At 36.8% G+C, this 21077-nt stretch carries 22 protein-coding genes and 2 riboswitches; of the genes, 21 read left to right on the top strand and 1 reads right to left on the bottom strand.

The features are described 5' to 3' along the window. On the top strand, positions 1–969 hold the full coding sequence (locus EZV73_RS11150; RefSeq protein ID WP_240840392.1) for a class II aldolase/adducin family protein: 969 nt from the start codon (positions 1–3) through the stop codon (positions 967–969). Further along, the gene (locus tag EZV73_RS11145; RefSeq protein ID WP_240840391.1) at positions 966–2549 is read left to right on the top strand and encodes an FGGY-family carbohydrate kinase; all 1584 of its coding nucleotides are present in this window, start codon (positions 966–968) and stop codon (positions 2547–2549) included. Before EZV73_RS11150 ends, EZV73_RS11145 begins: the two co-directional genes overlap by 4 nt. A 38-nt stretch (positions 2550–2587) precedes the next feature. Here EZV73_RS11145 and EZV73_RS11140 read toward each other — a convergent pair whose 3' ends face one another. Then, positions 2588–3592: a sensor domain-containing diguanylate cyclase gene (locus EZV73_RS11140; protein WP_240840390.1), complete on the bottom strand. Its 1005-nt coding sequence runs from the start codon at positions 3590–3592 to the stop codon at positions 2588–2590. A 202-nt stretch (positions 3593–3794) separates the two neighbouring features. On the opposite strand from EZV73_RS11140, the gene EZV73_RS11135 reads away from it, so the two are divergent. The 19 genes from EZV73_RS11135 (at position 3795) to mobB (ending at position 20892) form a co-directional block, all read left to right on the top strand. Then, positions 3795–4439: a TetR/AcrR family transcriptional regulator gene (locus EZV73_RS11135; protein ID WP_240840389.1), complete on the top strand. Its 645-nt coding sequence runs from the start codon at positions 3795–3797 to the stop codon at positions 4437–4439. 2 nt (positions 4440–4441) lie between these two features. Next, positions 4442–7045 (top strand): phosphoenolpyruvate synthase, encoded by a 2604-nt coding sequence (gene ppsA / locus EZV73_RS11130; protein WP_240840388.1) that lies wholly within the window; start codon positions 4442–4444, stop codon positions 7043–7045. An 88-nt stretch (positions 7046–7133) separates the two neighbouring features. Then, complete coding sequence (locus tag EZV73_RS11125; RefSeq protein WP_240840387.1) at positions 7134–7913, top strand: hypothetical protein; 780 nt, start codon at positions 7134–7136, stop codon at positions 7911–7913. Positions 7914–8002: 89 nt separating this feature from the next. Further along, positions 8003–8473: a peptide-methionine (S)-S-oxide reductase gene (locus EZV73_RS11120; RefSeq protein WP_240840386.1), complete on the top strand. Its 471-nt coding sequence runs from the start codon at positions 8003–8005 to the stop codon at positions 8471–8473. Between the two features lie 8 nt (positions 8474–8481). After that, entirely contained in the window at positions 8482–9339 is an 858-nt protein-coding gene (locus tag EZV73_RS11115; RefSeq protein ID WP_240840385.1) for a phosphotransferase family protein, read from the top strand. A 71-nt stretch (positions 9340–9410) separates the two neighbouring features. Then, on the top strand, positions 9411–9743 hold the full coding sequence (locus EZV73_RS11110) for a hypothetical protein (protein ID WP_240840384.1): 333 nt from the start codon (positions 9411–9413) through the stop codon (positions 9741–9743). A gap of 70 nt (positions 9744–9813) precedes the next feature. Then, positions 9814–9928, top strand: a riboswitch (FMN riboswitch). 95 nt (positions 9929–10023) lie between these two features. Beyond that, positions 10024–11091, top strand: a complete 1068-nt coding sequence (gene ribD, locus EZV73_RS11105) for a bifunctional diaminohydroxyphosphoribosylaminopyrimidine deaminase/5-amino-6-(5-phosphoribosylamino)uracil reductase RibD (protein WP_240840383.1) — start codon at positions 10024–10026, stop codon at positions 11089–11091. 1 nt (position 11092) lies between these two features. Beyond that, positions 11093–11722, top strand: coding sequence for a riboflavin synthase (locus EZV73_RS11100; RefSeq protein WP_240840382.1), 630 nt, complete (start codon positions 11093–11095; stop codon positions 11720–11722). 9 nt (positions 11723–11731) lie between these two features. Beyond that, a complete protein-coding gene (locus EZV73_RS11095) occupies positions 11732–12928 on the top strand; it encodes a bifunctional 3,4-dihydroxy-2-butanone-4-phosphate synthase/GTP cyclohydrolase II (RefSeq protein WP_240840381.1) in 1197 nt (398 codons plus the stop codon). 1 nt (position 12929) lies between these two features. Further along, positions 12930–13388 carry a 6,7-dimethyl-8-ribityllumazine synthase gene (gene ribE, locus EZV73_RS11090; protein WP_240840380.1) on the top strand — a complete coding sequence of 153 codons (459 nt, stop codon included), beginning with the start codon at positions 12930–12932 and terminating at the stop codon, positions 13386–13388. Positions 13389–13471: 83 nt separating this feature from the next. Continuing rightward, a riboswitch (molybdenum cofactor riboswitch) is annotated at positions 13472–13588 on the top strand. A 45-nt stretch (positions 13589–13633) separates the two neighbouring features. Beyond that, positions 13634–14101 carry an FMN-binding protein gene (locus EZV73_RS11085; protein ID WP_240840379.1) on the top strand — a complete coding sequence of 156 codons (468 nt, stop codon included), beginning with the start codon at positions 13634–13636 and terminating at the stop codon, positions 14099–14101. Further along, the gene (locus EZV73_RS11080) at positions 14091–15605 is read left to right on the top strand and encodes a hypothetical protein (RefSeq protein ID WP_240840378.1); all 1515 of its coding nucleotides are present in this window, start codon (positions 14091–14093) and stop codon (positions 15603–15605) included. Before EZV73_RS11085 ends, EZV73_RS11080 begins: the two co-directional genes overlap by 11 nt. A 7-nt stretch (positions 15606–15612) precedes the next feature. Next, the gene (locus EZV73_RS11075) at positions 15613–16173 is read left to right on the top strand and encodes an ECF transporter S component (RefSeq protein ID WP_240840377.1); all 561 of its coding nucleotides are present in this window, start codon (positions 15613–15615) and stop codon (positions 16171–16173) included. Continuing rightward, positions 16160–17593 (top strand): alkaline phosphatase family protein, encoded by a 1434-nt coding sequence (locus tag EZV73_RS11070; protein ID WP_240840376.1) that lies wholly within the window; start codon positions 16160–16162, stop codon positions 17591–17593. Before EZV73_RS11075 ends, EZV73_RS11070 begins: the two co-directional genes overlap by 14 nt. Further along, positions 17593–18114 carry a hypothetical protein gene (locus EZV73_RS11065; RefSeq protein WP_240840375.1) on the top strand — a complete coding sequence of 174 codons (522 nt, stop codon included), beginning with the start codon at positions 17593–17595 and terminating at the stop codon, positions 18112–18114. The genes EZV73_RS11070 and EZV73_RS11065 overlap by 1 nt, the downstream gene beginning before the upstream one ends. Next, positions 18114–18794 (top strand): ABC transporter ATP-binding protein, encoded by a 681-nt coding sequence (locus tag EZV73_RS11060; protein WP_240840374.1) that lies wholly within the window; start codon positions 18114–18116, stop codon positions 18792–18794. Before EZV73_RS11065 ends, EZV73_RS11060 begins: the two co-directional genes overlap by 1 nt. After that, complete coding sequence (locus EZV73_RS11055; RefSeq protein ID WP_240840373.1) at positions 18791–19429, top strand: energy-coupling factor ABC transporter ATP-binding protein; 639 nt, start codon at positions 18791–18793, stop codon at positions 19427–19429. The genes EZV73_RS11060 and EZV73_RS11055 overlap by 4 nt, the downstream gene beginning before the upstream one ends. After that, a complete protein-coding gene (locus EZV73_RS11050; RefSeq protein ID WP_240840372.1) occupies positions 19426–20136 on the top strand; it encodes an energy-coupling factor transporter transmembrane protein EcfT in 711 nt (236 codons plus the stop codon). The genes EZV73_RS11055 and EZV73_RS11050 overlap by 4 nt, the downstream gene beginning before the upstream one ends. 9 nt (positions 20137–20145) lie before the next feature. Continuing rightward, positions 20146–20892 carry a molybdopterin-guanine dinucleotide biosynthesis protein B gene (gene mobB / locus EZV73_RS11045; protein ID WP_240840371.1) on the top strand — a complete coding sequence of 249 codons (747 nt, stop codon included), beginning with the start codon at positions 20146–20148 and terminating at the stop codon, positions 20890–20892. Positions 20893–21077 lie beyond the last annotated feature (185 nt).

The following is a 21077-nucleotide window of genomic DNA, read 5'->3' as shown; positions in this document are numbered from 1 at the left end:
ATGAGTCTTTTAGATAAGAAAAAGCAAGTTATAGAACTGAGTCATGCATTAATCAAACATGGTTTGATTGCAAGGACTTGGGGCAATGTTTCTATAAAAGTAGACGACAATCATTTTCTAATTACACCATCTGGCAGGGCTTATGAAAGCCTGTCACCAGAAGATGTTGTACTGGTTACCATGAAATCACTTGACTATGAAGGTCATATTAAACCTTCTTCAGAAAAAGGCATTCATTCTTCTGTTTATGAGTTAAAGCCTCATGTCCAGTGTGTGATTCATACCCACCAGTCATATGCTTCTGCTTTAGGGGCAACAGTCTTAAAGGAGATTCCACTGGATTACACAGTACCATGTGCAAGTTATGCACTGCCTGGCACTAAACAGCTGATGAATCATGTAAGGGTGGCCTTAGGTGTATCTAAACATGCTGTGATTATGAAGTATCATGGTGCTGTATGTTTTGGTCAGTCACCAGAGGAGACATTAAAGGTTGCTATAGACCTAGAGGATATGTGTAAGTCATATATCCATACTTATCTTGATAAAACGGGCGACCCTTATGAAAATGCAGCACTTGCCTTGGGCGGTCAATTGAAAGAATATCATCCTCCTAAATTAGATGAACAATTTGTTTCTACACCGTCTTTAGTGGCCATGTCACAACTAGGCATACCCCTTTTGCCGCTTTTAGATGACTTCGCTCAGCTAACAGGCATTAAAGCGCCTGTAGTGAATCAAATGTCTGAAATCAAGGATCATCCTGTGACTCTAGTAAAGGGTTATGGCGCATATATTCAGGCTGAGGAAGACTTTGAAGCCTTAAAGATTGTGACTCAAAAGGCTGGACTTGCTTATATGACTGCAGCCTTGTTTGGTAAGGTCAAACCCATTCATACTTTTGAACGCATTCTGATGAGGCTGGTTTATAAATATAAATACTCTAAACAAGTTGGAGGTGCCAAATGAATTATGTATTAGCATACGATATTGGTACAACAGGCATTAAAACTTGTTTGTATTTGATACAAGACAACATTCACTTAGTTGCGAGTGAGCTTAAGGGTTATGAACTAAATGTTCTTAAAAATGGTGGGGTAGAGCAAGATCCTGATACCTGGTACCAGGCCATGTGTGAGACAACAAAAAAAGTCATTTCAAAGACTCAACTAGAGCCTGCAATGATAAAGGGGATTTCCTTTTGTGCTCAAATGCAGGGCCTTGTGCTTATAGATATCAATGGTAATCCTGTCAGGCCCGCCATGTCATATATGGATAACCGTGCCAGTAAAGAAAAAGAAATGGGTTTAGAACATGGACTGAAGATATCTGGCATGAACATAAAGAAGCTTCTTACAGCTTTAAAAATTACAGGTGCAGTGCCTGCAAGTATAAAAGACCCTGTATGGAAGTACAAGTGGGTCGAGCGTCATGAACCGGATGTTTTTTCAAAGGTTTACAAATGGTTAGACATCAAGGAATACTTGATCAGCAGACTGACTGGTCAGACTGTCATGACTGAAGATAGTGCATTTGCAACCCTTTTATACGATGTAAAAGAAAAACAGTTTTCTAAAAAAATTTGTGACTTATTTGGAGTTAACTATGACCATATGCCACGTATTGTAAAGGGGACTGATATAGTCGGTCACTTATCTAGTAGAGTAGCAAGAGAGCTGGGACTTGCTGAAAATACGCCAGTTTTTGGTGGTGGTGGTGATGCAGCCCTGGTTGGTGTAGGCGCAGGTGCAGTCTCTTTACATGAATCTCATATTTATATGGGAACGTCAGGATGGGTATCAACAGTGGTTGATAAAAAGATTGTAGATATATCATCTATGATTGCATCCATTCAAGGGGCATCCGATAGATACCTCAATTATTTTGCTGAGCTTGAGACCGCTGGTAAGTGTATGGAATGGGTAAGAGACCATTTGGCCTTAGATGAAATTGATATTTACTTGAAAAAAGTAAAAGTAACAGAGGATGAAGCTGTGAGCGAATCCCTATATGATTATATGATGTCAGTGATTAAAGATGTACCTGCTGGCAGTCATGGTGTCATGTTTACACCATGGCTTCATGGTAACAGGTGTCCATTTGAAGATCATCATGCAAGAGGTATCTTCTTTAATATCGGTTTAGATACTGGTAAGAGGGATATGATTCATGCTGTTTTAGAGGGGGTTTGCTATCACCTTAAGTGGCAATTAGAAGCCAGTGAGAAAAGGACTAAGACGCTTCCAACCTTGCGATTTGTCGGTGGTGGTGCACTTTCTGAACTGACTTGTCAGCTACTGTCAAATGTCCTAAATAGGCCTATTGAAACGGTCTACAATCCTCAAAATATAGGGTCTGTCGGTGCGGCTGTTCTGATTGGTGTTGGACTTGGATGGATAAAGGATTTAGAAGATGCCAAGCACTTTATTCAAGTAAAGGAACGTTATGAACCGGATAAAAAAGCGGCTGAAATTTATGATAATAATTTTCCTGTCTTTAAGTCTCTTTATCTTAACAACAAGAAATCATTTTACAAACTCAATGCATAAAAAGAATCACTTTTTCTGGAACGAAAAAGTGATTTTCTTTATATTGTTTTTTTTATTTTTTTCATATCATACAAGGCTTCATCAGCTCTTCGAAGAACGTGTTCGAACTTTTGATCATCTTGAAAAGAGGCAATTCCATAGGAAAAGTCAAACCCTTTTATAAGCTTGGTCATATTTGCCTTTAAATCAGCTGAAAATGAGTTGATTAGATTCAGTGCCCCTTGAACATCGGTATCTGGGCATATTAACAAGAACTCATCGCCGCCTAGTCTTCCGAAGAAATCAGTTTTTCGAATGCGTTTTATAAAAGATTTGGCAAAGGTCATTAAGACCTTGTCACCCATTTGATGACCATAAAGATCATTGATTTGCTTAAATCCATCTAAATCCATGATAACAGTAGAGTAGACATGTTTAGTACGTTTGCTTCTTAGAAATTCTGCTTCTAAAATTGCATCTAGCTTTCTGCGGTTGTAAACGCCTGTCAAGGCATCAAACTCAGCCGCTTTTGTAAGTTCAGCGTTTTTCATAAGGATTTCTAGATCTTTTTCCATAGACAGCTTAAACTCTCTAAAAATACTCTGAAATTCCTCATTAAAATGGTTTTCCTTGTCATCAATCACACATAGTGTACCGAATACTTCACCATCAGGCCATACAACTGGAACACCATAATAGGAGATGAAGTTAAAATCAACGTACAAGCTGTCATGCCAAACAGGGTCTTTTATGGCATTAGAAACTTCAAGTTTCTGTTTTTTACCAACCACCATCTCACAGTAGGCACCCTGACCAACAGGGTCACAAAGACCAACTTTATATGGATTCTTTTCGTTTTGACTCATCATGAATATTTCAAGGAACTCTGTATCCAAACGGTTGATAAGGCTGGCTCTGGCATCCATTAACTTGGCGAGGATATTGGTAATAATCTGCCACTTGTCCATGACAGATTTATCTATCTTAGGTTTGTTGTCATCTGTGAAATATACTTGTTCAGATTTTCCTGTTTCTTTAATAAATACTTTAGCTTTTTTCGACATAATAGCCTTTCTGTGTTTTTAATATCGTTAACGGCCTATAAGCCTGTAAATACATGTCTGTAGATTGTTTTAATTGTATCATTTTAACATCACATATTGCAAATGTTTCGACAATTCTGTCAGATTAACTTGCTGTTTGTTGACCAATGGTTAGTAAAGGAGTATAATTATATTAACCACTAGTCAGCAAAAGGAGGTTCTTATGCCCTTAAAACTATATGAAAAAGAAAAAATACTGGATGCTTGCTTTAAGCTATTTGTTGAAAATGGCTACTCTAAAACATCAACAGCTATGTTGTCAGAGGCAGCTGGCATTTCTAAGGCTCTACTGTTTCATCACTTTAAAAGTAAGAAAAAAATATATATGACGTTATTAGAAAGATGCTTTGAAAAAATGGCTATAGACTTTGAAGAGGAGCCTGTGTCTTCTTTTGATGACTTTTTTGAGGCTAAAGAGAAAAGTGGTATCAGTAAGATCACTTATCTAAGGCAACACCCTGATATTAGTAGACTCCTATATGAAGCATACAGTGCGACACCAGATGAACTTAGAGATGATATGTATGTTTTTACAATGGAAATAAAAAAGAAGTACGGTCAGGCTGAATTCTTAAAGGCCAAAAGGATGAAAGCCTTGTTTGATGAAATAGACTTGAGAGATGATTTGGAAAGTGATCAAGCCTATGAACTCGTAGAAGTCGTCAACAATCATTTTAGAAGTCTGATATCAAAAGAATTGACAGATATGGATAAGTTAATGGATGACGATTATTGGGCTGATATATTTGAGAAAAAGAAACGTTTCCTAAATATGATACGTTATGGGATTGAAAAGAAAGGCAGGTAGTTATGTATGCATGTGATTTGAAGAATAATTTACAAGTAGAACTTTCCGATGTTGGTGCCAAGGCCTATAACTTAATGGCCCTGTCTTCTTTAGAAGGTGTTCAAGTGCCTCAAGGTTTTGTCGTTACAACGAAAGCATATAGAGATATGGTGGACAATCATGAACTCAAAGACCTAATGAATCAACTGGCACAAACAAATGACGACAAGATGCTTAAAAGACTCTCGAGTGATGTTCGCAAGATAATTATAGCCAGCGAATTACCAGGTGATTTGCTTGACTTGATTAAAGAAAAACTCGAAAAACTAGGTAATGACCAAGCATATATCATTAGGTCAAGTGCGACAGCAGAAGATTTGCCGACTGCCTCTTTTGCAGGTTTGTATGATTCTTATTTAAATATCAAAGGCATACAAGCTATTATTGATCATATCAAGAAATGTTGGGCGAGCCTTTATAGTGAACGTGCCCTTATCTACCAAAAAGAGAACGGTTTCAATGATGATATTTATTTAGCTGTAATTATTCAGAAGATGATAAAGTCCCAATGTTCAGGTGTTGTATTTACTGCAGATCCTAGCAGTTCCGATAGAAAAACGGTTTCTATTGATGCAGCTTACGGTTTAGGGGAAGGCTATGTATCTGGTCATGTCGAACACGATAACTATAAGATTTCTAATGGAGAGATAACAAGTAGAAATATCGGTGTAAAGGTAAAAGCTCTTTATGCAAGAGATGAGGTTATAAAAGAAATCATAGAAGGTGATCTAAGTAAGAGGGCTATTTTAAGTGATCAGCAATTGTTTGAAATAGAGGCACTTTCTAGAAAAATTGAATCACATTTTTCATGTCCTCAAGACATAGAATGGTGTATTGATGATCGGCTATATATTGTACAATCAAGGCCGATAACAAGACTCTATCCTATGCCTGAAGATGAGGGGGATACAAGGGTATATATGTCATCAGGTCATTTACAGATGATGACTGCACCAATAAAACCCCTGGGCATTTTCTTTTTTAAGTCTGTGATTTCAAATCCACCTTCTAAGATGGTTGGTGGTCGACTTTATCTTGACTTAACAGGTGATCTTAATACAGGATTTGGTAGGCTGATAGCAAGAAGTCTTTTGAAGGTTTTGGGGGATAGTCTTTTAAGCAATGCAGTAGACAAGGTTATGAAGGATAAGAAACTCATTGATAACCTTGCAAAATCAAATGAAAAAGTCTTCAATATTGAAAATAACTCCGGCGCACTGTCAATTATGAAACACGCCTATAAGGCTTATAAAGAAAATGATTCAGATATTGTTAAAAGGCTTATTGAAGAAGAAGAAAGCAGCATTGAAATCATGCGCTTAGAACTAGAAAAGTTGTCTGGCATAGAAGCTCTAGACTATATTTATAAAGATCATGACAATAGAAGACTCAAGTTGACAAAACCACCGAATGCAGGTGTTTTAACAGCTGCTATGTTATCTTCAAATTGGCTCGATAAGAAAGTGAACAAGTGGTTAAAAGAAAGTCATGCAGCAGACTCCATCATCATGTCTGTACCCAATAGTGTTACAAGTGAGACAGGTTTGTCACTACTAGATGTAACAGATGTTGTAAGGCAATATCCTGAGGTTATTGATTACCTAAAAAGTCCAAGACAAGCCAGCTTTTTTGAAGATATAGAAGAGCTTGATGGTGGAAAAAAAGTTGCAGCTTCATTAAATGACTATCTAAAAACGTATGGTATGAGATGTTCTGGAGATATAGATATTACAGCTGAAAGATGGATTGAAAACCCAGTCAACTTAGTCCCGGTAATTTTAAGTAACTTAAAAAACTTTCAAGCAGGTGGCTCGACGACTAAGTACAACCAGGGAAAAGAACAAGTTGAAAAGAGATTGAATCAGCTTGTAAGAGAGGTCGAAAAACTGCCATTTGGTAAAAGAAAGGCTAAGAAAATTTTAAAGGTTTCTAGTCGAGTAAGAAATTATATTGGCTATAGAGAGTATCCCAAGTTTTCGTATATGAAAAGGTATTATTACTACAAAATGGCTATGTTAAAAGAAGGAGAAAGACTTGTTGATAAGAGCATTCTAAAATCAGCTCAGGACATATATTACCTGGAGTTTGATGAGTTAAAAGATTTGGTCAGTGGCGGTCAGCTAGACTATTCTATTATTGAAAACCGAAAGAAAGAATACCAAGCTTATGCTCAGTTAAAACCACCTAGACTCTTAACTTCAAAAGGTCAAGTCATAGAAGGCGAGTATGATAAAGATGTACCAGATAATGCACTTCTTGGCATAACTGTTTCACATGGTATTGTTGAGGGCCGTGCTCGTGTTGTCAAAGCCTTTAAAGACACTCATCTAACAGAAGGCGATATTTTGGTTACTGAGTTTACGGATCCATCATGGACACCAGCTTTTGTATCTATTAAAGGTTTGATCACAGAAGTAGGCGGTCTTACCACTCACGGAGCGGTTATAGCAAGAGAATATGGTTTGCCTGCTATAGTCAGTGTTAAAGATGCAACGGACCTTATTAAGGATGGTCAAAAAATTAGATTAAACGCAACAGAGGGTTTTGTAGAAATTCTTGAAGAATAATATATACTGTTTTGGTAAAGTATTGACGCGTAAGGAATAGAGTGGTATACTTTCAATTGAAAATGATTTTCAATTGAAAGGAGGCTTTATGTCTTGCTCTTGTGGACCAAAAGAAAGATATGAACTAGAAATTATAGATATTATCAAACATGACGAGTTTACCTATTCTTATGATTTTAAAGGAGACTTAGAATCATGGCATGAAGGTGATGCTTCAAAACTGATATTAGACGTGGATGGTAAAGAGGAAGCCAGAAGGTTTTCCTATGTAACCCTAGAAGATGAAGACTTGATCAGGTTTACAACACGTATCAAAAGCTCACCTAGCTCTTATAAATCTAAATTACATGAACATAAAATAGGTGATGTTTTAAAAGTATCTAGCCCTAAAGAGGGGCTTAGACTGAAAAGAGAAAACAGACCGGTTGCACTTATATCCAATGGTGTTGGTATTGCAGCCATAAGGGCCTATATTAAGAAGTATGAAAAAGATTCACTTGGCATTCCAGAGATGCTTCAAATCAATGTGGACAGACACGGAAAAATATTTCAAGAAGAAATGAATGACTTTGAGAAACGCTTGTCATTTAGGTCTATTTACCTAGATGATAGAAAGACATTCTATTCAAGATTGGATTTTGAGATGCAGACTCTAATGGAAAAGCATCAAGTTGAACCTTATATCTATGTTATTGGCAGTGATGCTTTCGTTATTGAGACGAGGTCACATTTAAAGACACTGGGTTTTTCTAACGAAGATATTTTAATAGAGAAACATGTATTATCATCTGAATCATGCGGCTGTGGTCCTGATAATGGTTGTGGTTGCGGGGCAAACATTATTAAGACAATCGGTGGTATCAATTAGGTGAAGTGTTCTGGGTTTACCCCAGAACTTTTTTTTGATTTTTTATTTAAATGGACTATAATACTTATGTGAATAAAAAAGGAGATTTTATGGAAACAGTATATTTTGCAGGTGGTTGTTTATGGGGTGTTCAGGCCTTTATTAGGACACTTCCTGGTGTTGTAAAAACTGAAGCCGGTAGAGCCAATGGCTCAAGCCAAAGCTTAGAAGGTGATTATGATGGTTTTTCTGAATGTGTTAAAACAGAATTTGATCCTAAAATAGTCACTTTAAGTGACTTGATGACTTATTTTTTTGAAATCATTGATCCCTATAGTTTGAATAAACAAGGCCAGGATGTTGGTTTAAGATACAGGACTGGTCTATATAGCGAAGACCCTAAACATTTAAAAGAAGCTCTAGCTTTTATTGATAAAAGAAATGATAAGGATGCCATTGTGGTTGAAATCTTGCCTTTAACCAACTATGTAAAGAGTGCAGAGGAACATCAGGATAGACTAGAAAGATGTCCTGACGATTACTGTCATATACCTGAAGAACTTCTGAATAAGTACAAGTAGAGGTGTTTATGAATATAGAAAAAGTATTAGATGTATTCGGCTTAGATGTTAAGACAATAGATAATGTACCTGAATCTTACAGTTCTACAGTATATGTTTTGACTTTAGAAGATGATGAAAAAGTAGTCCTAAAGATTCCCTATAACAAGAGTAAACTTTTCAGAGAAAAGGGGGTTCTTGATAAGCTTAAAGGACATTTTCCAGTACCGGAGGTTCTTGGATTTTGGCAAGGTGATGAAGAAGTCATAGGTGCACTTTTACTGTCCTATCTACCAGGTCAACCGATTACAGGTCAGGTGACTGAAGCGCTAGCCTATGATTTAGGCCTTCTTCTTGGATCGCTTCACAAGGTACCTATGGATAATTATTGTTTGTCTTCAACGCCGTCTAACGACTGGCATCTGGCCCTTACAAACCGATTTTCTGAATGGGTTGAGGAGTGTCGTCACCACTATGATTCAGACTTTATCAGTCAGTGTGAGCATGCATTTAAAAGACTTTTAAATAAGCTTACAGACTATGGAGGACCATCACTTTTACACTTTGATTTTAGGCCTGGCAATGTCCTTATTTTGGACGATAAGATTACAGGATTGATTGACTTTGAATCTGCTAGAGGTGGTGCACCAGGACTGGATTTTACAAAAATCAAGACAGATTTATGGGACAAGTATCCTGAAACCAAGGCACCTTTTATTGAAGGTTATGAGACCATGAGTCCATTACCAGATCTAGACAATGCTCTACCACTTTATGAGTTCTTCTTTGGATTTGGTGGCCTAGCGTGGTGTATCAGACGAAAAAAGCTGGATGATCCTTTCTATGATGAGAATTTAAAACAAGTTACACAATATTTGCATGTTTAAGTTGATGTATTAGAGGTATAGGTATAATATACAAAATACAATTATTATCCATATCAACTGAAGGAAGTGACATGATGAATATTGTTGAACTCTATGAAAAGGCTATTGAGCTTTACAATGCTGGAGACATTGAGGGCATGAGTGAAACTTGGGATGAGAAAATTGTAATTAGAAATGTAACAGATGGTTCTGTAGTAGCATCTAACAAAGCGCAGGCACTTGAAGTTTTCAAGAAACAAAACAAGTATCAACCCACCCAGATATTCGTTGAAAAGACCCAGGTTATGGGCGATAAGCTGGTGGTGTTTGAAAGAGAATTTGATAACTTTGCTCATGAAACAGATGCCATATGTATCTTTGAGTGTGACCATGATCATTTTAAAAACATTTGGTGGGTTTTTTAGTCAGTTTACTGACTTTTTCTTTTTTGTACTTGCAAAAGCAAAAAAAATTTGTTAAGCTTTTATCAAATTGAATATCCTTCAGGGCAGGGTGAAATTCCCGACCGGCGGTTATAGTCCGCGAGCCGATTGGCTGACTTGGTGAAATTCCAAGACCGACAGTAAAGTCTGGATGGTAGAAGGTGAAAAGTGTTTTTAAAAGGGGAAGACCCTATTTTTGACGATGTGCTCTGAAGATTTATCTTCAGGGCTTTTTTTATTGCCTTGAAGTGGAAGGAGACTTATGTCTAAATATATGAAACGGGCTATAGAGCTTGCAAAGAAGGGCAGAGGATTTGTAAGTCCAAACCCCTTAGTGGGTGCAGTTCTTGTTAGAAATGATCAAATAATAAGTGAAGGTTATCATGAAGTTTACGGTGGCAATCATGCGGAAGTAAATGCCATCGGACAAATGAAAGATTTGGAGGATGTAAGCTTATATGTGACTTTAGAACCTTGCTGTCATTATGGAAAAACACCTCCCTGTACGGAACTTATTATCAGGTCCGGTATCAAACATGTGGTTGTAGCCACACTTGATCCCAATCCATTGGTTGCGGGTAAGGGGGTTCAGATACTCAGAGACCATGGTATAGAAGTTGAAGTAGGTATTTTAGAAGATGAATCTAAAATCATGAATGAGATTTTTAATCACTTTATCATACATAAAAGGCCATTTGTCATTATGAAGTATGCCATGACATTAGATGGCAAAATATCCACTTTGACTGGAGATTCCAAGTGGATAAGTGGTGACTTATCTAGAAAATATGTTCATCAAGTAAGACAAATAGTTTCAGGTATTTTGGTTGGTGTGGATACAGTGATAAAAGATGATCCCATGCTTAACACGAGGTTAGATGGCAAGTGCAGTCATCCAAGGCCCATTGTATTAGATTCAAGAGGACGCATACCTTTAACCAGTAGATTACTAGACCGGGCTATTGTCGCTACTACTGAACTTATGTCAGAAAGCACAAAAAGAGAACTAGAAGACAAAGGGGCAAAAGTCCTTGTAACCAAGTCATTAGACGGCAGAGTTGATTTAGAGGAATTGATGATAAAACTTGGACACATGAATATAGACAGTATCTTGGTAGAAGGTGGCGGACGTGTCCATGGCAGCTTTTTAGAGAAAAATCTTGTTCATAAAGTCCAGGCCTTTGTAGCACCTAAACTTCTTGGAGAGGGCATTTCTCCTATAAGAGGTTTAGAACTTAAGAAGATGAATGAGGCCATTTTATTAAACAAAGTGACTTATTATACATTTGGTAATGATTTGATGGTTGAAGGCTATATAGAAAGGAGCTGACATGTTTACAGGCATCGTAGAAGAAATTGGATTCATTAAAAGCATAAAAAAATCGGGTCACTCCATTAAGCTTTCTATCACCTGTGAGACAGTTTTGGAGTCTACAAAAATCGGGGACTCCATTTCAACAGATGGTGTTTGCTTGACGGTAACTGCCCTAGGCAGTAATTACTTTGAAGCTGACTTAATGCCAGAAACTGTTCACATGAGTGGTTTTTCAAAGAAAAAAGTAGGAGATCCTGTTAACTTAGAAAGAGCCATGAGACTTGGCGATCGTTTTGGTGGTCACATGGTTTCAGGCCATATAGATGGCACTGGTTATATAAAAAGAGTCATAAGAGATGAAATTGCTTATAGGATCAGTATTTCATGCAGCTCGGCTTTACTGAGGTATATGATTCAGAAGGGTTCTATTGCCATAGATGGCATCAGTTTGACCATTGTATCGGTTGGGTCGTCAGAGTTTGAAGTGTCGATTATTCCTCAAACTCAAGATGATACCACACTTCTAAAAAAGAAGGTTGGCGACATCGTCAATCTAGAGAATGATATGGTCAGTAAATACATTGAACGATTAACACAAAAGACAGGTATAGATAAGGATTTTTTAGCCGAACACGGCTTTATGTAGGAGGTAAAAATGTTTGATTCGATTGAAGTAGCAATTGAGGCTATAAAAAACGGGGAAATGATCATTGTTGTAGATGATGAGGATAGAGAAAACGAAGGTGATTTACTAATGGCAGCAGAACATGCCAGTCCAGAGGCTATTAATTTTATGGCCACACATGGCAGAGGCTTGATTTGTATGCCAATGAAGGAAGCGTCTTTAAAGGCTCTAGAGATCCCAATGATGATTCACAACAATACAGATCCTAAAGAAACTGCCTTTACAGTTTCAGTAGATCATGTCAATTCAACGACAGGTATTTCAGCCTTTGAACGTGCTGAAACAATTCTTAAATTAATTGATGAGACTTCTAAGCCTTCAGATTTTACACGTCCAGGTCACATCTTTCCTTTGGTAGCAAAAGAAGGTGGCGTCTTAAAGAGAGCTGGACATACAGAAGCAGCTGTAGATTTATCGGTATTAGCTGGTTTAAAGCCTGCAGGTGTTATCTGTGAGATTATGAAAGATGATGGTTCTATGGCTAGAGTAGATGATCTTATAACATATAAGGAAAAGCACAATCTAAAAATGATTACAATTGCTGACTTGATTGCCTATAGACTTGAAAACGATTCTTTAATTGAAAGAGTGTCTGAAGCCAATATGCCGACCAAGTATGGCGATTTTAAAATGGTGGGTTATATCAACAAGCTGACTGGAGAACACCATGTGGCCTTAGTAAAGGGTGAAATCAAAGAAGATACACCAACTTTAATTAGAGTTCATTCGGAATGTTTAACAGGTGATGCGTTTGGTTCGCTTAGATGTGACTGTGGTGACCAACTTCAAAATGCACTTAAAAGAATTGACGAGGCTGGAAATGGCATTTTGCTTTATATGAGACAGGAAGGACGTGGTATCGGTTTAATCAACAAGATCAAAGCCTATGCACTTCAGGACCAAGGTTATGATACTGTTGATGCCAATCTTGCTTTAGGATTTGGTGAGGACCTTAGAGATTACGGTATTGGTGCTCAAATACTATTAGATCTAAAGGCTAAAAAAATTAGAATGATGACCAATAATCCACTGAAACTATCCGGTTTATCAGGTTATGGTATAGAGATTGTAGAACGTGTGGCTATTGAAATGAATCATAATGAAAAAAATGCTTATTATTTAAAAACGAAAAAGGAACGTATGGGACATATGTTAGAGGAGGTTTAAGATGAGAACAATTGAAGGTAAAATGATTGCGAGTGGACAAAAGTATGCGATTGTTGTTGGAAGATTTAACGAGTTTATCGGGTCAAAGTTATTATCAGGTGCGGTAGATACACTTGTAAGACATGGTGTTTCTGATGATGATATTGATGTTGTTTGGGCGCCTGGTGCTTTTGAAATCCCACTAGTTGCAAAGAAGCTTGCTAAGAAAGATTATGACGGTGTACTTTGTTTAGGTGCTGTTATCAGAGGTGCGACAGCCCACTTTGATTTTGTATCTAGTGAGGTATCAAAAGGTATTGCCTCTGTTTCTTTAGAGTCTGAAGTACCAGTTATCTTTGGTGTATTGACAACAGATACCATTGAACAGGCAATTGAAAGAGCAGGCACTAAGGCCGGCAACAAGGGTGTTGAAGCTGCTATGGCTGCTATTGAAATGGCAAACTTACTAAAAGAAATATAAAATAGTACAATAATTGAATTTAGACTGTAAAATCAAGGATGTTTTGTTGCATATCTGTTGACATTATACTTGTTAATGATAAGCTTATTATAGAGCTCTGAGTCTTACAGTCTAAGGATTTTCTACGATGGTAAGACCGATGGGTGTAGAGAGAAATTTCTATGCCTCCCATTGTGGAAAGGAGAATGGAATCCTTCTTTCGAGGGATTTTTTTATTTCCAATTTGAGCTAAATTAGGGGGAGTCATGAAATTGATTCATTATTTTGCTATGTTTGTAATACTTGCAATGGTTGTTTTTTTTCAAATTGACGAGTACAAGTCTTATTCTCAAGATGGGATTCGCATAAAGTCTTATGAACAAGGGGATATTGTACGCGTTTATGTGAAAGACCAAAAGATGATTCAAGTGGTTCATACAGACGCTTATCACGAAGATATGATTTACTATCTCGTCCTTTGTGAGGGAAAAGTCCAAGACTTCAAAGTGATAGAACATCATGAAACTGAAGATTATGGTGGTTATATTGTTAAGGACTGGTTTGAAAAGCGCATGCAAGTTTATGTGAATGAACCATTAGAAGTTGTTAAGTTATCAAAAACTTCTGAAAATGAAATTGTTGCCATAACAGGTGCAACGATTACAACACAGGCAATAGTGAACGGTATCAATGACTGCAGTGAGAATTATTGGAGGTATTTAAATGAATTTTAAGAAAGTAAGTGTTATTTTACTTGTTCTCATGATGTTGTTTACCATGGGATGTAGTAATGAAGAGGCCGCAAGTTTGTCGTATGATGGTTCATTAAAGATTGAGATGGGTGATCAGACTGTTGAAATTCCATACAATGATATCTATAAGATGACACCAGTCAAAGAAACTTATAAGACGGTCACTTCAAGTGGTGAGGAAATAGTAACTGATATTGTTGGTGTCAGTTTAAATGGACTTTTAAAGGAACAAGGTAAGTCTTTAGCTGATTTTAATGGTATTAGGGGTATTGCTGGAGATGGCTATGCCATAGATGTACCGGCAGAAATCATCGCTGATAAAGACATCATGCTCATATGGTCAGAAGATGGTGAAAATTATGTGGATAAGAAGTTACCACTTAGAATGGCCATTAATGATGAGCGTTCAATGTACTGGGTTTCTAATTTGATGGAAGTTCAGTGTTTGATGGAAACTGAAACTGCTGAGGTTGAATCAGTTGCACTTAATCAAATTGTTTTTATAGAGCCAGCTTCTAAGACCTTAGATCAAGTGGATATTACATATTATGAAGCAGACGATAAGGGTGTTAAGGTAACAGACTTATTTAAGTCTATTCAAGCATCAGACCCAGTTGTATTTGTGGCAACAGATGGTTTTGAAAAGACAGAGAAACTTGAAGTGTTAGAGCAAGGTCTATTAAAGTTAACAGGAGAAAATGCACCTCTTTTTATGTCGCCAGACTTACCAAAAGGCATGCATGTTAAGATGATTCTTCAATTAACATCAGGTAATACAGCATTTATGTCGGCTAACAATGCTATGGAGGCATTTACAAGCATGTCTTTTGAAGACAATGAAGGTGTTTCTTTAATAGAGTTGATTGACCAAGCAGGCATTAAAGCAGATTCATATGTCTTTACATCTACAGATGGTTACTCAGTAGAGTTATCAGGTAAGGATGTGAAAAAAGGTATTTTAATCAAAGATGAAGACATCTTTAAAGTTAAGTTTGAAGGCCAGCCTAAAAACACAACTGTTAAAGATATTTACAGTATAGCTGCTGGTGCAGGTGGTGCTGATCAAGCTGAAGCTTCAGAAACTGAAGTGGCTGAACTACCAGCTTGGAGCATAGAGTTTACAGGCTTATCTGATGGTTCTTTTGAGTTTACAAGTGACCGTGCTCAGAGAAAGTTGGATTTATACACTGTAGAGGCTGTTAAGACTTCTAAAGACGGTGCTTCTTATGACCAAGTTTGGGAAGGTTATAGAATTTTAGATGTATTAGATTTCTTACAAGTAGAAGATTTTACTGAACTAAAGGTTGTTGCAACTGATGGTTATGAAATGGTATTTACAAGAGACCAAGTCGATGAAAATATGCTTTTAGGTGTTATTGAAGATGGCCAACCGGTCAAAGAGAAAAAAGGCCATGTTCAGTTGATGACATCTTCATTAACAAGTAACTTCTGGGTAAAGAATATCGCAACAATAGAAGTTAAATAGGTGAAATATGAAACACGGAATACTTAAAAATTTTAGTGTGTTTGAGATCGTTGTGGTGGCCTTAATGGCCGCCATCGGTCTTGCTATAAAGCCAGTAATAGTACCACTGACACATATGATTACAGGCCCCTTGTTTATACCAGGTGGTGCTGTAGCAGGTGGCTTTTATATGCTCTGGTTGGTACTGGGGGCTGGATTAATTGAAAAACGAGGCGTGGCAGCACTTATTGCCATTACTCAAGGTGTAATTGTAGCAATAACAGGTTCGTTTGGAACCCATGGTATTGTAAGTATTTTCACTTATTCCCTACCAGGGGTTATGATCGATGTGGTGTATTTTCTTATTAGAAGGAAAATCAAAGAGCCTATCGATTTTTTTGCAGCTGGTGTCATTGCCAATGTATCGGGGACTTATCTATCCAATCTGGTCTTTTTTAGATTACCTCTTGTACCACTTATGCTGAGCCTTTCAGCAGCAATATTATCAGGTGGATTAGGTGGTTTGATTGCCTATGCAGTATGCAAAAAAATAAAGGAAGCAACAGGTGGCAGTGATGAAAAAGCTTAGTTTGATATTCTTCATTTTTCTACTGGTGGGTTGTTCGTCGGCCGAGCCTAAATCCTTAGAAGTGATAGGGGACCTAACAGAAAATTTTGATCTACAAACGCTCTATGAAGCTGAAAACAAGAGTTTTGAAAAAATGGATTATAAAGATACAAAGATGTTGGCTATTGATGCAGGCCTTTTATTAAGTAAACTGCCACTTATTTATGAAAAGAATAGGATTTACTTAAAATCAGCTGACGGCTTTATGAACAGTCTAGACGGTGAGTCATTAAATGGGACTTATATAGGATACTCTGATGAATATGGATGGGCCTTTGTGTCAGATAAACATCCACCTAATAGTGGCATCAGAGGCATATCAGAGATTTTAATTGTCAACGATACAGGATCTGTGAACCATGCTTATGGTTTGAACATTGTTGATCCAAAAGATAAAACAACCCTTCATTATAGTGTGGGGGAGCTCTATCTTAAACCTTATAGGTCTTTTGCTTACTTAGATGGCATTTCTGAAAAGACCACAGAGGGTAAAACCTATAAGGTGCCTGGCATGAAGCTTAAGAAGGTTCTTTCCTTAAGTGACTTAACAGATAAAGCTTCAAACTTATCTTTAATGATGACAAATGAAGGTGACTATGAATATTTCTTTGATGAGGGCTATATTGAGCTAAATGGCACGTCTTTAAACTACATCATACCAAAGACTTATGATGTCTATAATGGGCTTCAAGGGATTATGATAAATCCACCTCAAATGACTGTTATGGATACTTATGAAGCTGTCAGATCATCTTTATCTGAGCCTGTTATGGTTATTTTTATAGACGGCTTTTCATACAATCAATATGAAGTCTTAAAAGAGACGGATGCATTTATGAAGAGTTTTGCGTGTGAAAAGGCCAATACCATTTTTAAACCGGTAACCAATGCTGGTTATGCAGCTATGATCACTGGTCAGATACCTAAAGTAAACGGCGTTTTAGATAGGTCTTATAGGACTTTAAATAAGTCGGATATATTTTCTTTGGCATCAGAACAAGGCAAATCATCTGTTATTATAGAAGGCAATATCAAAATACTTGATACCTCTGTAGAGCCTATTCTTAATTTGGATAAAAACGATAATGGTATGACAGATGACGAGATATTTGAATCTGCTTTAGAAAATTTGGACAATGACTTTGTCTTTGTACATTTTCATAGCCTAGACGAGTATGGCCATGATTATGGTGATATGGACAAAAGAACCTTAGATCAAATGTTTTTATTAGATGGTTATGTAGAAGAATTGGTAAGTAAGTGGGATGGTCATGTCATCATCACAGCAGACCATGGCATGCATACTACTTCTGAAGGTGGCAGTCATGGTGAGTTTAGATATGAAGACTTGATTATACCTTTTATGTGGGGAGATTTTTAATGAGTAAACAAACGAAAGTTATCGTAGGCATTATCGCTGTGCTGATTTTAGTAATCGGGGTTACGGCCTACTTAAATAAAGAAAATGTGGCTGAAAAAGCAGCCCTTAACAATGATGCTGTTTTTATTGTGAAGTATAAGGGTGAAGACCAAAAAACTTATAGTATGGAAGATATCAGAGCCTTAGGTGAAACAGACTTTGTGGCAACTAAAGATACGTCTGATTCAGGCCCTGAAGAGTTCACTTATACAGGTGTACCACTTATTAAGTTGTATGAAGATGCTGGTGTAAGTGTAGGAAAAGACGATACCATAATCAATGTTGCTGCTGATGGATACACAGTAGCTTTAGAAGGAGAAAAGGTAGTAGATGCAGAAAATGTATACATCACTTATATGGTAAATGGAGAAGCTATTGGTACAAGAGATCAAGGTGGCAGCGGTCCTTATATGATCATTGTATCAAAAGATCAGTTCAGCCAATTCTGGTGTAAATATGCCTTATCTACGGATGTGCAGTAATGTTAGAGCTAAGAGATATATCCATTAGGTATAAGAGTCATAAGACGCCCATTCTTTCAAATATCAACTTAACCCTGGTGCCTGGTACAATCACGTCTATTGTAGGTCTCAGTGGCTGTGGTAAAACGACCCTTTTAAGCAGTATTAATGGTGTTTTAAAATATGATCACAAGGGGGAAGTGACTGGCAGTGTTCTTTTGAATAAAAGACCAATTGAAAGTGACAGTGTCATGGAGATTTCTAAGTATATTGGGACGGTTTATCAAGATCCTGATTCTCAAATCGTCTTCTCATCAGTACGAGCAGAACTTTCATTTGCACTGGAGAATTATTGTTATCCACTAGAAGAGATTGAATCGATTGTTACTGGTGTGGCAAAGTCACTGGATATGATGCATTTACTGGACAGAAATCCTAATGAGCTATCAGGTGGTGAAAAACAGCTTGTGGTTTTAGCAGCCATCATGGTTTTAGAACCAGATGTTCTTTTATTAGATGAAATCATGTCTCAAGTGGATGATAAGGGCAGTGATTTAATAAAAAAGCGCATCCTTAGTTTAAAAGAAAAGAATAAGATCATTCTCATGATTGAACATGATTTAGATCATTTAGATATAGCAGACAGGGTCATGGTTTTAAGAAATGGACTATTAGAAACATTTGATGGTGAACTTTTATGAAGCAGTTAAAATTTGAAAATATATCATTTAAATATAGGAAAAAAGACATCATTAATGACTTGAACCTGACTTTAGATGGTAAGAAATGTACAGCTCTAGTGGGTCCTAATGGTTCAGGTAAAACAACCATAGGTAAACTCTTAATGGGTATTTTAAAACCAGAAGGAGGCTGTATTTATTATGATGACTTAGATATATCTAATAATAATTTATCTTATTTGGGTGGCAGGATAGGCTATCTCTTTCAAAATCCTGCCAAGCAGATTTTTGCAGTTACAGTAAGAGATGACTTGGGTTTTCCTCTTCGTATGAATGGTGAAAAAGAAGAAATCATCCATAAAAAGATAGATAGCATGACAGATCTCTTTCACTTGGAGAAGATTATAGATTCTAAGTGTCACCTTTTAAGTCAAGGAGAAAAGCAGAGAGTGGCCCTGGCTTCAATTTTTATGAGAGAACCTGAATATCTTATATTAGATGAACCAACGACAAGCCTTGATCAAGTACGCAAGGAAATGCTGGGTCAGTCTTTGAAGAAGGTAAAAGAAAAGGGTGTTGGTATTCTTTTAATCAGTCACGATAAGAAGTTTGTAGAAAGCTATGCAGATGAAATCATAGAAATGGGGGATTTATGAAAATAGATCCTCGTACGAAATTGTTTGTTGTTTTGGTGATTTCAACTTTAGCCATCATTTTAAATGATATATTGGCCATGCTTTTTCTGTTTGTCTTAGGCACTGTAATGGCTAAGTTCTTTGGTGGTCATTTCTTTCTGGTCTTAAAAAGACTGAGAAAAATGCTTTCTGTAATCATAGGCCTTATCATTATACAAAGTTTGTTTACTGGTGAAGGTTTGGTTATTTTACAGGTAGGCGGTATCAAACTTCTTACAGATATAGGTCTTACTAAGGGAATGCTTTATCTATTAAGAGTTATGATTATCTTGGTATCAGGTACCATCTTAACAACGTCAACGGAAACTGAATTGATAGGCGCCTTAATAAAGATCAAGATCCCTTATGACTTTGCCTTTATGGTAGCCATAGGCATTCGCTTTATGCCTATATTCGTTGAAGAATTTAAAGACACCATGACAGCTATAGAGTTAAGGGGTGTGGATGTAAAGGGCTTGAAGCTAAAAAAGAAGCTCGACCTTTATGGTTATATCATGACACCAATCGTCATTGGTGCACTTGAAAAGGCTAAACGCTTGTCTCTTTCCATTGAAATGAGAGGGTTTAGGGCCATGGAGAAAAGAACAAGTCATCTAAAACTTAAGATGAAAAACAGAGATTATATCATTATGGCATTTACTTGTTTGATGGCATTTCTGATTGTATAAGGAGTAGGAATGAAAGTATTGTCTGTTGTTGGTTTTACCCAGTCTGGGAAAACAACTACTATTGAAAAAATAATTACAGAACTAAAAAAAAGACGCTACAGGGTGGGGAGTCTAAAAGACATTCACTATGAAGAATTTGCAATTGATATAGAAGGTACCAATACAGATAGACATAAGAAGGCTGGTGCTGATCTAGTAACCGCTAGAGGTTTGTATGAAACCGACATATTATACCCAGAACACCTTGACGTCTATAAGATTCTTAAGCATTACGATCATGACTATGTCATTTTAGAAGGCGTGGCTGAAGGCAACTTTCCTAAAATAGTATGTGCTAAAGATGAAGATGGTATTACAAAGAAAATAGACGATAGAACATTTATGGTTTCTGGAAGAATTGCTGATATCATAGAGTCATATCATGAACTACCTGCATTAAGCGCTATGGGAGACATTGAAAAACTAGTTGATATGATAGAGGAAAAAACATTTGAAATCTTGCCTAACTTTGATGAAAAATGTTGCGGTCTATGTGGTATGTCTTGTGAAGCTTTAGCAGGTGAAATTGTAAAAGGCAATAAAACCAGAAGTGACTGTCTTCTATCTAATAATAATATATCACTTAAGATTGATGATGAAGACATTGCCATGGTGCCTTTTGTTCAAGACATACTAAGAAACAATGTCCTTGCTATAGTAAAAGAACTAGATGGTTATAAAGAAGGTTCAAAAATAGAAATTCAGATAGGAATATAATCAAAATCCTTTACTAGTTTATAGAAACAACCGTCAAGCTTTAAGGGCGATTATGGTTGTTTTTTTCGTTGGCGATAATAGGATTCATTGTAACAGGGGAAGAAAATCAAACCTTTATACTTATTAAAATATTCATTAATAAAAACTTGATTGATGAGTTAATTTTAGAAACGGTAAAATAGTTT

The organism is Acidaminobacter sp. JC074 (assembly GCF_022496765.1).
Lineage (GTDB): Bacteria > Bacillota > Clostridia > Peptostreptococcales > Acidaminobacteraceae > JABXKX01.
The sequence above is the reverse complement of the archived record's forward strand: the minus strand, read 5'-3'. Positions and strand labels throughout refer to the sequence as shown.

What these genes read in the sequence shown, in the direction of transcription:
- EZV73_RS11150 (WP_240840392.1), top strand. Translation starts at nt 1, where the DNA reads ATGAGTCTTTTAGATAAGAAAAAGCAAGTTATAGAACTGAGTCATGCA.
- EZV73_RS11145 (WP_240840391.1), top strand. Translation starts at nt 966, where the DNA reads ATGAATTATGTATTAGCATACGATATTGGTACAACAGGCATTAAAACT.
- EZV73_RS11140 (WP_240840390.1), bottom strand. Translation starts at nt 3,592, where the DNA reads ATGTCGAAAAAAGCTAAAGTATTTATTAAAGAAACAGGAAAATCTGAA.
- EZV73_RS11135 (WP_240840389.1), top strand. Translation starts at nt 3,795, where the DNA reads ATGCCCTTAAAACTATATGAAAAAGAAAAAATACTGGATGCTTGCTTT.
- ppsA (WP_240840388.1), top strand. Translation starts at nt 4,442, where the DNA reads ATGTATGCATGTGATTTGAAGAATAATTTACAAGTAGAACTTTCCGAT.
- EZV73_RS11125 (WP_240840387.1), top strand. Translation starts at nt 7,134, where the DNA reads ATGTCTTGCTCTTGTGGACCAAAAGAAAGATATGAACTAGAAATTATA.
- EZV73_RS11120 (WP_240840386.1), top strand. Translation starts at nt 8,003, where the DNA reads ATGGAAACAGTATATTTTGCAGGTGGTTGTTTATGGGGTGTTCAGGCC.
- EZV73_RS11115 (WP_240840385.1), top strand. Translation starts at nt 8,482, where the DNA reads ATGAATATAGAAAAAGTATTAGATGTATTCGGCTTAGATGTTAAGACA.
- EZV73_RS11110 (WP_240840384.1), top strand. Translation starts at nt 9,411, where the DNA reads ATGATGAATATTGTTGAACTCTATGAAAAGGCTATTGAGCTTTACAAT.
- ribD (WP_240840383.1), top strand. Translation starts at nt 10,024, where the DNA reads ATGTCTAAATATATGAAACGGGCTATAGAGCTTGCAAAGAAGGGCAGA.
- EZV73_RS11100 (WP_240840382.1), top strand. Translation starts at nt 11,093, where the DNA reads ATGTTTACAGGCATCGTAGAAGAAATTGGATTCATTAAAAGCATAAAA.
- EZV73_RS11095 (WP_240840381.1), top strand. Translation starts at nt 11,732, where the DNA reads ATGTTTGATTCGATTGAAGTAGCAATTGAGGCTATAAAAAACGGGGAA.
- ribE (WP_240840380.1), top strand. Translation starts at nt 12,930, where the DNA reads ATGAGAACAATTGAAGGTAAAATGATTGCGAGTGGACAAAAGTATGCG.
- EZV73_RS11085 (WP_240840379.1), top strand. Translation starts at nt 13,634, where the DNA reads ATGAAATTGATTCATTATTTTGCTATGTTTGTAATACTTGCAATGGTT.
- EZV73_RS11080 (WP_240840378.1), top strand. Translation starts at nt 14,091, where the DNA reads ATGAATTTTAAGAAAGTAAGTGTTATTTTACTTGTTCTCATGATGTTG.
- EZV73_RS11075 (WP_240840377.1), top strand. Translation starts at nt 15,613, where the DNA reads ATGAAACACGGAATACTTAAAAATTTTAGTGTGTTTGAGATCGTTGTG.
- EZV73_RS11070 (WP_240840376.1), top strand. Translation starts at nt 16,160, where the DNA reads ATGAAAAAGCTTAGTTTGATATTCTTCATTTTTCTACTGGTGGGTTGT.
- EZV73_RS11065 (WP_240840375.1), top strand. Translation starts at nt 17,593, where the DNA reads ATGAGTAAACAAACGAAAGTTATCGTAGGCATTATCGCTGTGCTGATT.
- EZV73_RS11060 (WP_240840374.1), top strand. Translation starts at nt 18,114, where the DNA reads ATGTTAGAGCTAAGAGATATATCCATTAGGTATAAGAGTCATAAGACG.
- EZV73_RS11055 (WP_240840373.1), top strand. Translation starts at nt 18,791, where the DNA reads ATGAAGCAGTTAAAATTTGAAAATATATCATTTAAATATAGGAAAAAA.
- EZV73_RS11050 (WP_240840372.1), top strand. Translation starts at nt 19,426, where the DNA reads ATGAAAATAGATCCTCGTACGAAATTGTTTGTTGTTTTGGTGATTTCA.
- mobB (WP_240840371.1), top strand. Translation starts at nt 20,146, where the DNA reads ATGAAAGTATTGTCTGTTGTTGGTTTTACCCAGTCTGGGAAAACAACT.